We start from the raw sequence: 12,047 nt of genomic DNA, 5'->3' as shown, positions 1-12,047 counted from the left end.
CATCCGTATTGTCATGAACCGGGTCATAACAAGTATAGAACCTGTTGGCGTGCGTGAGTTTTCATCAAGTGACAGCGAGAGAAAGACTCTATATTTTGAAGGCAAGCCAATACACTTCAGAGGACATTATGAGCAAATCTGCAATTACGCTGTGGTCAGATGCCAATTTTTTCTCCCCTTACGTGCTGTCTGTTTATGTTGCTCTGCAAGAGAAAGGGCTGCCTTTTACGCTGAAAACCGTTGATCTTAATAGCGGTGAACACTTGCACCCTTCATGGCAAGGCTACACCTTGACGCGCCGCGTGCCTGTTCTTGAAATCGACGGTTTTGAGCTGAGTGAATCATCAGCGATTACGGAATTTCTGGAAGAGCGTTTTGCGCCGCCGCAGTGGGAGCGTATCTACCCACACGATGTACAAAAGCGCGCACGGGCGCGCCAGGTTCAGGCGTGGATCCGCAGCGATTTGATGCCTATTCGTGAAGAACGCTCAACGGATGTGGTTTTTGCTGGCGTGAAGAAAGGACCGTTAAGCGAAGCGGGAAAAGCCAGTGCGGAAAAATTGTTTGCCACTGCGGGCAGTTTACTGAACCACGGTAAACAGAATTTATTTGGTGAATGGTGTATCGCAGACTGCGATTTAGCGCTAATGCTTAATCGTTTGGTTCTTAACGGCGATGAGGTTCCAGAGGCACTTGCGGAATACGCTGCCTTCCAGTGGCAGCGCGCTTCTGTCCAGCGTTTTATCGCGCTTTCCGCGAAGCGTTCCTGCTGAAAAGCGGGGCGTAATCCAGTATCATTACAAGGTACTTTTCAACGAGGAGTGAGTGATGAAACTGATGTTCGCATCGGACATTCATGGTTCGTTGCCAGCCACGGAACGCGTGCTCGAACTGTTTACCGCAAGCGGGGCGCAATGGCTGGTGATATTGGGTGATATTTTAAACCACGGGCCGCGTAATGCGTTACCGGAAGGCTATGCGCCCGCGCAGGTTGCAGATCGGCTGAATGAGCTGGCAGCGCGAATTATCGCGGTGCGTGGCAATTGTGACAGCGAAGTAGATCAGATGCTCCTGAATTTTCCGATGACCGCGCCGTGGCAGCAAATTCTGACAGAAAACCAGCGACTCTTTTTGACGCACGGGCATCTTTTTGGCCCACAAAATATACCGGCTCTCAACGTGGGAGATGTGCTGGTTTATGGGCATACTCATCTGCCCGTTGCTGAGCGGCAAGGGGATATTTATCACTTCAATCCTGGCTCAGTAAGCATCCCGAAAGGGGGCTTTGCGGCAAGTTTCGGGATTCTGGATGATAATGTTCTCAGCGTAATGGCACTCAATGATCAAAGTGTTATTGCACAGGTCGAGATTAATCCGTAATTTACCCCACAAACATAAACGCGCCGTAAGAGCGCAAGAAAAAAGAAGGTTTCCTGATGGTGGAACAGCGTCGTTTGGCAAGTACGGAATGGGTGGATATTGTGAACGAAGACAACGAAGTCATTGCACAATCCAGCCGGGAACAAATGCGGGCGCAACGCTTACGTCATCGTGCAACGTATATCGTTGTGCATGATGGTATGGGCAAAATTCTGGTTCAGCGTCGTACTGAGACAAAAGATTTTTTGCCCGGCATGCTGGATGCCACCGCTGGCGGTGTTGTGCAGGCGGACGAGCAACTGCTGGACTCAGCGCGCCGTGAAGCGGAAGAGGAACTGGGGATTGCGGGCGTGCCGTTTGCCGAGCATGGGCAGTTTTATTTTGAAGACCAGAACTGTCGCGTGTGGGGCGGGCTGTTTAGCTGTGTTTCCCACGGACCGTTTGCGCTTCAGGAAGAAGAGGTTAGTGAAGTTTGCTGGCTGACGCCGGAAGAAATCACCGCGCGCTGTGACGAATTTACGCCGGATTCGCTGAAAGCCCTGGCGCTGTGGATGACCCGCAACGCCAAGAATGAAGGGGCGAAAGCCGAAAAGCAGGAAGAAGCTGAGTAAAAACTGCTCATCCGGCCTACAGCGTTGAGAAATCGTGTAGGCCGGGCAATCATTTTAGTGGTAACCCATTATCTGCGCGCCAATCACCACCACGCTGGACATAATAAACAGCAGTCCCAACAGCGTGGCGCCGACCTTCAGCCAGTTACGAAAATCCACCCGACAAACACCTAGCGTTGCCATCAGGGATGCCGACGTTGGATAGATAATATGACTGAATCCGTCGCCAAACTGGAAGGCCAGTACGGTGACCTGACGGTTTACGCCAACCAGATCGCCTAATGGTGCGAGTAGCGGCATAGTCAATGCTGCCTGACCAGAGCCAGAAGTGACGAAGAAATTAAATACCGCCTGGAACAGCAGCATAAACCATGCGGCGATGGCGTTATCCAGCCCGCTGATGCCGTTAGCAATGCTGTGCAGCAGCGTGTTTAACACGCTGGCTTCACCCGCCTCTCCATTACCGACCAGCAGTAATATACCCTTGGCAAAACCGACCAGCAGGGCAGGGGCAATCATCATGCGCGCTCCCTCCGTGAATGAGGAGGCCATGATGTTGACCGTCATGCCGTTGAGCCGAAAGACCACGCCGATAATGCCGATCGCCAGGCCCATAGTGAAGAACTGGCTGGCGATCTCAGGAATAAACCACGCGTTGACAATAACGCCCCAGACAACCCAAATCATCACCGCGGTCAGCACCAGCAGTACCAGCCAGTCGCCCAGAGTGAAGCGCCGTTCCACGACTTCATCCTGCTGTTCGCGAAAGAAGCGGTCGGATTCATGTACCCGGGACAGGAGTGGATTCTTTTTGATGCGTGCCGCATAGGCCAGCGTGAAGGTTAGCCCTATCAGGGTCGCAACCACCCACACCACGATACGCAGACCGGAGCCAGAGAGCACCGGCACGCCCGCAATCCCCTGCGCGACCACCACACAAAACGGGTTCATCCACGAGCTGGCAAAACCAATCTGAGTTGCGATATAGGTGACCAGAACGGTGGTGATACTGTCGTAACCTAAGCGTACCATCAAAGGCGCAATGATAATGGCAAAGGCGACGGCCTCTTCTCCCATGCCAAACACCGCTCCGCCCAATGAGAAGAGAACAAACAGCACCGGGATAAACAGAACTTCGTTACCTCGCGTATGACGGATCAGCGCCAGGATGCCGTTATCAATGGTACCGGTACGCATAACGATGCCAAATGCGCCACCGATCACCAGCATGAACATAATAATGCCAACGGCGGTGCCGAATTTTGAGCCGGAGGTTAATCCTTCGAACGGGAAATTCATCAGCCCTGGGCGTTCATCACCGGTGGTGAAAAACTGCACCCGGTGATACTGTTCTTCACCTGCGTCGTTGGTCAGAATACGAAAGGAGTGGGGGTCAACCACCTTACGGGTTTTGGTTTGTCCATCAACCTGATACTGCACTTCCTGGCTGTCGAACATCCCGACGGGAACAACCCATGTCGCCAGACTGGTTAAAATGGCGACGAAAAAAATAATCACCAGCGTGTCGGGCATTGCCCACTTTTTGGCTGGCTGTGTTTCTGTTACTGCTGACATGAAGGACTATCCCTGTTGCAATGCAAAAGAGGGTAAGTATGCAAACAGGAGAATAGTTATTCATTGATGCAGCGCATCCTGGCAAATGTTTCAGAATATGCCGCGGGGAAAAACAGAGATAAAAAAACCGGAAATATCAGCTATTTCCGGTTTGATAAGCAGAGGTGTTGCCGGATAAGACATCCGGCACACTACTCAGCAGATTACTGCTGCTGTTGGGAAGACTGGATCGCGGTCAGAGCGATGGTATAGACGATATCGTCTACCAGCGCGCCACGAGACAGGTCGTTTACCGGCTTACGCATACCCTGCAGCATCGGCCCGATGGAGATCAGGTCGGCAGAACGCTGTACCGCTTTGTAGGTGGTGTTACCGGTGTTCAGATCCGGGAAGATGAACACGGTAGCGCGACCTGCAACCGGAGAGTTCGGCGCTTTGGATTTTGCTACGTCAGCCATAACGGCGGCGTCATACTGCAGCGGACCGTCAATCATCAGGTCAGGACGTTTTTCCTGTGCCAGACGAGTCGCTTCACGAACTTTCTCTACGTCGCTACCTGCACCAGAAGTACCGGTGGAGTAGGAGAGCATCGCTACGCGTGGTTCAATACCGAAGGCAATTGCGGAATCCGCGGACTGAATCGCGATTTCTGCCAACTGCTCTGCAGTCGGATCCGGGTTGATCGCGCAGTCGCCGTAAACGTAAACCTGATCCGGCAGCAGCATGAAGAACACGGAAGATACCAGAGAGCTACCCGGTGCAGTTTTGATCAGCTGCAGCGGCGGACGGATGGTGTTCGCGGTGGTGTGTACAGCACCAGAAACCAGACCGTCAACGTCATCCTGTTCGAGCATCAGGGTACCGAGAACCACGTTGTCTTCCAGCTGTTCGCGGGCAACGGTTTCGGTCATACCTTTGTTTTTACGCAGTTCGACCAGGCGAGCAACGTAGCTTTCGCGAACCACATCTGGATCAACGATTTCTACGCCAGCGCCCAGCTCTACGCCCTGAGAAGCTGCAACACGGGTGATCTCATCCGGGTTACCCAGCAGTACGCAGGTTGCGATACCACGTTCGGCACAGATAGCCGCCGCTTTAACGGTACGCGGCTCGTCGCCTTCAGGCAGAACAACGCGTTTGCCAGCCTTACGTGCCAGCTCGGTCAGCTGATAACGGAACGCCGGCGGAGACAGACGACGGCTGCGCTCAGAGGTCGCGGTCAGGGATTCAATCCAGTCAGCGTTGATGTAGTTAGCAACGTATTCCTGAACTTTTTCAATACGCTCGTGATCGTCAACTGGAACTTCCAGGTTGAAGCTCTGCAGGCTCAGAGAGGTCTGCCAGGTATTGGTGTTCACCATGAATACCGGCAGGCCGGTTTCAAATGCACGTTCGCACAGCTTAGTGATGCGCGCGTCCATTTCGTAGCCGCCAGTCAGCAGCAGGGCACCGATTTCCACGCCGTTCATGGCCGCCAGGCATGCTGCAACCAGCACGTCAGGACGATCTGCGGAAGTTACCAGCAAGGAACCTGCGCGGAAGTGCTCCAGCATGTGCGGAATGCTGCGTGCGCAGAAAGTCACAGACTTCACGCGACGGGTATTGATATCGCCTTCGTTAACGATGGTGGCGTTCAGGTGACGCGCCATATCGATTGCACGAGTAGCGATCAGCTCGAAGCTCCATGGCACCGCGCCCAGAACCGGCAGCGGGCTGGATTCTTGCAGTTTAGCCGGATCAACTTTGATCACTTTCGCTTTGGAAGAGTCGTCGAAAATTTCGGACAGATCCGGGCGAGTACGGCCCTGCTCATCAACCGGTGCGTTCAGTTTGTTAACGATTACGCCGGTGATGTTGGTGTTTTTCGCGCCGCCGAAGCTGCTGCGAGTCAGTTCAATACGCTCGTTCAGCTGTTCCGGGGTATCGGTACCCTGAGACATAACGAAGACGATTTCCGCGTTCAGCGTTTTCGCGATTTCGTAGTTCAGAGATTGCGCGAACTGATGTTTACGGGTTGGGACCAGGCCTTCAACCAGTACAACTTCAGCGTCTTTGGTGTTCGCGTGGTAGTTAGCGATGATCTCTTCCATCAGCACATCTTTCTGATTGCTGGACAGCAGAGACTCAACGTGGCTCATCTTCAGCGGCTCAGCGGCTGGCAGAGAAGAGTTAGCACGAACGATGCTGGTAGTCTGGTCTGGTGCATCGCCACCGGCACGCGGTTGAGCGATCGGCTTGAAGACGCTCAGACGAACGCCTTTGCGTTCCATTGCGCGGATCACGCCAAGGCTGACGCTGGTCAGACCGACGCTGGTTCCGGTAGGGATCAGCATAATAATACGGGACACGGTTTATCCTCTTTCGTTACCGCCAATTTAGGCGGGTTACAAAACGGCATCACCAGCTTCCCGTCATACTTCAAGTTGCATGTGCGTTGGCTTCCTCGCTCACCCCAGTCACGTACTAATGTACGCTCCTGGGGATTTGCTGCGTCGCCGCCTTCCTGCAACTCGAATTATTTAGGGTGTAGCTGGCGGTGTGAAATCAGGCAGTCAGACGGCTCGCGTCTTGCGCGATAACCAGTTCTTCGTTGGTTGGGATAACCACCGCAGGACGGGTACCTTCTTTGTTGATGAAACCAGATTTGCCGAAACGCGCGGCCAGGTTACGTTCGTGGTCAACTTCAAAGCCCAGAACGCCCAGTTTGCCCAGAGACAGTTCACGAACCATCGCTGCGTTTTCACCGATACCACCGGTGAAGACAACGGCATCCAGACGACCATCCATCAGCGCGGTGTAAGAACCGATGTATTTCGCCAGACGGTGGCAGTAAACGTCCATTGCACGTTTAGCGTCTTCTTTCGTTGCGTAGTTATCTTCAACATAACGGCAGTCGCTGGTGACTTCGGTCAGACCCAGCAGGCCGGACTCTTTGGTCAGCATTTTGTTGATCTGGTCAACGCTCATGCCCAGGGTATCGTGCAGGTGGAAGATGATCGCCGGGTCGATGTCACCGGAACGCGTACCCATCACCAGACCTTCCAGCGGGGTCAGACCCATGGAGGTATCAACACATTTACCGTTACGGATAGCAGATACAGAACCACCGTTGCCCAGGTGGCAAGTGATGATGTTCAGTTCTTCAACCGGTTTGTTCAGCACTTTTGCCGCTTCCTGAGTGACGAAGAAGTGGCTGGTACCGTGCGCGCCGTAACGACGAACACCGTGTTCTTTGTACAGGCTGTACGGCAGAGCATAGAGGTAAGACTCTTCCGGCATAGTCTGATGGAACGCGGTGTCGAATACGGCCACGTTTTTGTCTTTCAGATTCGGGAAAGATTTCAGCGCTTCTGCGATACCGATCAGGTGAGCCGGGTTATGCAGCGGTGCGAAAGAGGCGGAATCTTTGATGCCCTGGATAACAGAATCATCAATAACCACGGAGCTGGTGTACTTCTCGCCGCCGTGTACGATACGGTGACCAATAGCGGTCAATTGCGCAGACAATTCTGGTTTTTGTGCCAGAATAGTGTTAACGATAAAGTTCAGCGCTTCACTGTGAGCGGCGCCTGCACCTAAAGCCGCTTCTTGTTTACCGCCGTCCATTTTCCACTTGATACGTGCTTCTGGGAGATGGAAACATTCGGCTAAACCAGAGAGGTATTCTTCACCGTTTACTGCATCGATGATGGCAAATTTCAGTGAGGAGCTACCGCAGTTCAGAACCAGTACTAACTTACTCGACATGGAAGTACCTATTTATGATACGTGGCTAAAAAAACGTCAGGGAGTCATAGAGCGTAGCGCATGATGACACCGACGTTTATGATTAACATCATGCGCCATAGTCTTTTTGGGCACGATGGAATAAATACCTTTGAGTCTATGTCATTTTGCGTATTTTTCAGGCAATGGCATACTATATGCCAATTTGACGACTCAATGATTTTGGACTAAAGGCCTTACAGGCCGGCACAGGATACCTGAATGTGGGTATCAAAGACAAAATGTTTTGAACGATGTCTCTTGTAGTTGTTGTTTTGCACAAATTTTTTAATTTTTATATGTGAAGTTGAGGTAACCGCCATGTCGACACCGGATAATCGCTCTGTCAATTTTTTTAGCTTGTTTCGCCGGGGGCAGCACTATGCGAAGACGTGGCCCATGGAAAAGCGCCTCGCGCCCGTGTTTGTAGAGAACCGCGTGATCCGCATGACGCGTTACGCAATCCGTTTTATGCCGCCAATCGCCGTCTTCACCCTATGCTGGCAAATTGCGCTAGGCGGGCAGTTGGGACCGGCCGTGGCAACCGCGCTGTTTGCGCTCAGCCTACCGATGCAGGGTATGTGGTGGCTGGGTAAACGTTCTGTAACGCCGCTGCCGCCTTCAATACTCAACTGGTTCTACGAAGTTCGGGGTAAATTGCAAGAGGCCGGGCAGGCGCTCTCTCCTGTTGAAGGAAAGCCTGATTACCAGGCGCTGGCTGACACGCTTAAGCGCGCCTTCAAACAACTGGATAAAACTTTCCTCGATGATTTGTAATTGACCCCTGATTACGCATATAAAAGAAGGCACAAGATGCCTTCTTTTTTTTCATCGCAGTAGTAGTGATACAGGAGTCCCAAATGGAAATGACCAACGCTCAACGTCTGATTTTGTCGAATCAGTACAAAATGATGACTATGCTCGATCCAACTAACGCCGAGCGTTATCGTCGTTTGCAGACGATTATTGAACGCGGTTACGGCTTGCAGATGCGCGAGCTGGATCGTGAGTTTGGTGAGCTGACGGAAGAAACCTGTCGTACGATTATCGATATTATGGAGATGTATCACGCATTACATGTGTCATGGACTAATCTTAAGGACGCGCAGGCCATTGATGAGCGTCGTGTGACCTTCCTCGGCTTTGATGCCGCAACGGAAGCCCGTTACCTCGGCTACGTTCGTTTTATGGTCAATGTGGAAGGGCGTTATACCCACTTTGATGCGGGGACGCATGGCTTCAACGCCCAGACCCCGATGTGGGAAAAATATCAGCGTATGTTGAATGTCTGGCACTCTTGCCCGCGCCAGTATCACCTGAGTGCGAATGAAATTAACCAAATCATTAATGCCTGAGGGGGCGAGCGTGCAGTGCAAAGGTTTTCTGTTTGATCTGGATGGAACGCTGGTCGATTCCTTACCCGCTGTAGAACGCGCGTGGTGCAACTGGGCCGATCGTTTTGGCCTCGATCACGCCGAGGTGCTGGGCTTTATTCATGGCAAGCAGGCCATTACCTCCCTGCGACACTTTATGGTGGGTAAATCTGAGGCCGAAATCGCCGCAGAGTTCACCCGTCTGGAGCAGATCGAAGCGACGGAAACCGCTGGGATAACCGCGCTGCCGGGGGCGGTTGATTTACTCAACCACCTCAATAAAGCCGGTATTCCATGGGCGATCGTGACATCCGGATCTATGCCGGTCGCTCGGGCGCGCCATCGTGTGGCAGGGCTTCCTGCTCCTGAAGTGTTTGTCACCGCCGAGCGGGTAAAACGAGGGAAGCCAGAGCCAGACGCCTATCTGTTAGGTGCTCAGCTTCTGGGTCTTGCGCCGCAGGAATGCACGGTGGTGGAAGATGCGCCTGCCGGGGTGCTCTCAGGACTGGCCGCAGGGTGTCATGTCATAGCGGTCAACGCGCCTGCGGACACGCCGCGTCTGGATGAGGTCGATTTTTCGCTGACCAGTCTGGAACATATTTCTGTGACCAAACAACCCAACGGAAATGTGGTCGTTGTAAGAAATACCTGATCATGATTTAGCCCCAGATTGTTGGGGCTTTTTTATGGCAGAATCGACTCATCCCTCTCATTTAACAAGGATATGTTGTGAACGGTGAATTGATATGGGTTCTCTCATTGCTGGCGATTGCCGTCGTTTTGTTTGCAACTGGCAGAGTGCGTATGGATGCGGTCGCTTTGCTGGTCATTATTGCCTTTGTTCTGAGTGGAACATTGAGCATCACAGAAGCCTTTTCCGGATTCAGCGATCCTAACGTTATTTTGATAGCAGCCTTATTTATCATCGGCGACGGCCTGGTGCGTACCGGGGTGGCGACGGTAATGGGGGCCTGGCTGGTGAAGGTGGCCGGTAGCAGTGAAGTCAAAATGCTGGTGTTGCTGATGATTACCGTTGCCGGGCTCGGTGCGTTTATGAGTTCGACCGGTGTGGTCGCCATCTTTATTCCGGTAGTCCTAAGCGTTTCCATGCGCATGGAAATTTCCCCTTCACGCCTGATGATGCCATTAAGTTTTGCTGGATTGATAAGCGGCATGATGACGCTGGTGGCGACGCCGCCTAACCTGGTCGTCAACAGTGAACTGTTACGTGAAGGACTCAACGGTTTCAGCTTTTTTAGCGTTACCCCGCTGGGGCTGGTGGTTCTGGTGCTTGGCATATTTTATATGCTGTTAATGCGCTTTATGCTCAAGGGGGAAGATTCCAGGCAGCCGGGAGACGGCTGGAAGCGCAGGACCTTTCGCGATCTGATAAAAGAATATCGCCTGACCGGGCGTGCGCGCCGTCTGGCGATCCGCCCGGGTTCACCTATGATTGGCCAGCGTCTGGACGACCTGAAGCTGCGTGAACGCTACGGGGCAAACGTGATTGGCGTGGAGCGCTGGCGGCGCTTTCGTCGTGTAATAGTCGACGTCAATGGGGTTTCTGAGTTTCGCGCCCGTGACGTGTTGCTGATTGACATGTCCGCGGCCGATGTCGACCTGCGTGAATTTTGCGCTGAACAGTTTCTTGAGCCGATGGTGCTGCGTGGCGAATACTTCTCCGAGCAGGCGCTTGATGTGGGTATGGCCGAAATCTCCCTGATCCCTGAATCGGAATTGATCGGCAAAACGGTTAGGGAAATCGCTTTTCGTACGCGCTACGGGCTGAATGTCGTCGGGCTGAAGCGCGATGGTACGGCGCTTGCCGGAGCGGTGGTTGATGAGCCGCTGTTGATGGGCGATATCATTTTAGTGGTGGGTAACTGGAAGCTCATTACGCTGCTGGGACAAAAAGGCCGTGATTTTGTCGTGCTGAATATGCCCGTCGAAGTCAGTGAAGCTTCTCCGGCGCACAGTCAGGCACCGCATGCGATTTTCTGTCTGGTGCTGATGGTCGCCCTGATGCTCACCGATGAAATTCCCAATACGGTTGCCGCGATCATCGCCTGTCTGCTGATGGGGAAATTTCGCTGTATCGATGCTGAAAGCGCCTACAAAGCGATTCACTGGCCAAGCATTATTTTGATCGTTGGGATGATGCCCTTCGCGCTGGCTTTACAAAAAACCGGCGGTGTCGATCTGGTGGTGAAAGGGTTGATGGACGTCGGCGGCGGGTATGGTCCGTACATGATGCTGGGCTGCCTGTTCGTGCTGTGCGCGACCATCGGGTTATTTATTTCCAATACCGCGACGGCGGTGCTGATGGCGCCAATCGCGCTGGCGGCGGCAAAGTCGATGGGCGTTTCGCCGTATCCTTTTGCGATGGTGATTGCGATGGCGGCATCCGCGGCCTTTATGACGCCGGTTTCTTCGCCGGTAAACACGCTGGTGCTCGGGCCTGGCAACTACAGCTTTAGCGATTTTGTGAAGATTGGCGTGCCATTTACCATCATTGTGATGGCAGTGTGCGTAGTGATGATCCCTATGCTGTTCCCGTTTTGACCGCCGCAGTAAACGCCTGATGGCGCTGCGCTTATCAGGCCTACGGATATCACGCTACCTGTAGGCCGGATAAGACGTTGACGTCACCATCCGGCAAGATCGTTTAAAGCGGTGAGTCCTGGCTGATCTCATCTAATGAGAGGTGAAAGCTTGGGACAAACACGTCCATAAAGTAGTCCATCTCCTCGCTGCGTCGCGATTCCAGCGTTTTTTCCAGACGCGTTTTGGCCAGCAGAAACTCGTTGTTACCGGCGGAGAGTTCCTCCAGACACTTCAGATATGCGCACAGGGCATCGGCCTGTTTAACAAGGGATCTCTCTTCTTCACTTAAGGCATGTTCATCAATGAGCGGTGCAAAAATATCGCGCAGTTCGTCGGGCACCATATCGACCAGTTTTTGCTGGGCAATTTTCTCTATCGCTTTATATTCCTGAGCGATCTGCGAGTTGAAGTATTTCACCGGGGTTGGGAGATCGCCGGTCAGCACCTCGGACGCATCGTGATACATCGCCAGTAGGGCAATACGCTCAGCATTCACCTGACCACCAAATTTACGGTTTTTGATCGCGGCCAGCGCATGGGCAACCATGGCAACCTGCAGGCTATGTTCGGACACGTTTTCGGTACGCACATTGCGCATCAGCGGCCAGCGATTAATGAGTTTCAGACGGGAGAGGTGGGCAAAAAAGTGGCTCTGCTTCATAACGACCCTTACTCAGTGACTTCAGTAACGGTATTTTGCGCAGAGAGTGCTACCGGATGCAAACCCGGTAGCACTTTG

General features: G+C 53.0%; 11 protein-coding genes. 7 read left to right on the top strand and 4 right to left on the bottom strand.

All coding sequences use genetic code 11. The annotated features are described in order from the left end of the window. Window positions 1-128 precede the first annotated feature (128 nt). The 3 genes from yfcF to yfcD are packed head-to-tail and all read left to right on the top strand — an operon-like array spanning window position 129 to window position 1,991. Window positions 129-773 carry a glutathione transferase gene (gene yfcF, locus E1B03_RS18435; RefSeq protein WP_103770357.1) on the top strand — a complete coding sequence of 215 codons (645 nt, stop codon included), beginning with the start codon at window positions 129-131 and terminating at the stop codon, window positions 771-773. Window positions 774-828: 55 nt separating this feature from the next. After that, the gene (yfcE, locus tag E1B03_RS18430) at window positions 829-1,380 is read left to right on the top strand and encodes a phosphodiesterase (RefSeq protein ID WP_133086711.1); all 552 of its coding nucleotides are present in this window, start codon (window positions 829-831) and stop codon (window positions 1,378-1,380) included. 56 nt (window positions 1,381-1,436) lie between these two features. Further along, entirely contained in the window at window positions 1,437-1,991 is a 555-nt protein-coding gene (gene yfcD, locus E1B03_RS18425) for an NUDIX hydrolase YfcD (protein WP_006683645.1), read from the top strand. A 54-nt stretch (window positions 1,992-2,045) separates the two neighbouring features. Here the strand turns inward: yfcD and yfcC are convergent, their stop codons facing one another. The 3 genes from yfcC to ackA form a co-directional block, all read right to left on the bottom strand. Continuing rightward, entirely contained in the window at window positions 2,046-3,566 is a 1,521-nt protein-coding gene (gene yfcC / locus E1B03_RS18420; protein ID WP_103770359.1) for a putative basic amino acid antiporter YfcC, read from the bottom strand. A gap of 203 nt (window positions 3,567-3,769) precedes the next feature. Further along, window positions 3,770-5,914, bottom strand: a complete 2,145-nt coding sequence (gene pta, locus E1B03_RS18415) for a phosphate acetyltransferase (protein WP_103770360.1) — start codon at window positions 5,912-5,914, stop codon at window positions 3,770-3,772. A 196-nt stretch (window positions 5,915-6,110) separates the two neighbouring features. Then, window positions 6,111-7,313 carry an acetate kinase gene (ackA, locus tag E1B03_RS18410; RefSeq protein ID WP_103770361.1) on the bottom strand — a complete coding sequence of 401 codons (1,203 nt, stop codon included), beginning with the start codon at window positions 7,311-7,313 and terminating at the stop codon, window positions 6,111-6,113. A gap of 339 nt (window positions 7,314-7,652) precedes the next feature. Between ackA and yfbV the strand changes: the two genes are divergently transcribed. From yfbV to E1B03_RS18390, 4 genes are all read left to right on the top strand, one after another. Further along, entirely contained in the window at window positions 7,653-8,108 is a 456-nt protein-coding gene (gene yfbV / locus E1B03_RS18405; RefSeq protein ID WP_003028087.1) for a terminus macrodomain insulation protein YfbV, read from the top strand. Window positions 8,109-8,191: 83 nt separating this feature from the next. After that, window positions 8,192-8,686: a YfbU family protein gene (locus tag E1B03_RS18400; protein ID WP_016153841.1), complete on the top strand. Its 495-nt coding sequence runs from the start codon at window positions 8,192-8,194 to the stop codon at window positions 8,684-8,686. After that, the gene (locus E1B03_RS18395) at window positions 8,679-9,356 is read left to right on the top strand and encodes a sugar phosphatase (RefSeq protein WP_103770362.1); all 678 of its coding nucleotides are present in this window, start codon (window positions 8,679-8,681) and stop codon (window positions 9,354-9,356) included. The genes E1B03_RS18400 and E1B03_RS18395 overlap by 8 nt, the downstream gene beginning before the upstream one ends. 77 nt (window positions 9,357-9,433) lie before the next feature. Then, window positions 9,434-11,266 carry an SLC13 family permease gene (locus tag E1B03_RS18390; protein ID WP_103770363.1) on the top strand — a complete coding sequence of 611 codons (1,833 nt, stop codon included), beginning with the start codon at window positions 9,434-9,436 and terminating at the stop codon, window positions 11,264-11,266. 103 nt (window positions 11,267-11,369) lie between these two features. On the opposite strand, the gene yfbR is transcribed toward E1B03_RS18390, so the two are convergent. Beyond that, entirely contained in the window at window positions 11,370-11,969 is a 600-nt protein-coding gene (gene yfbR / locus E1B03_RS18385; RefSeq protein WP_103770364.1) for a 5'-deoxynucleotidase, read from the bottom strand. Between the last annotated feature and the right edge of the window lie 78 nt (window positions 11,970-12,047).

Source organism: Citrobacter arsenatis (genome assembly GCF_004353845.1).
GTDB lineage: Bacteria > Pseudomonadota > Gammaproteobacteria > Enterobacterales > Enterobacteriaceae > Citrobacter > Citrobacter arsenatis.
This window is presented reverse-complemented; position numbering and strand designations above follow the sequence as displayed.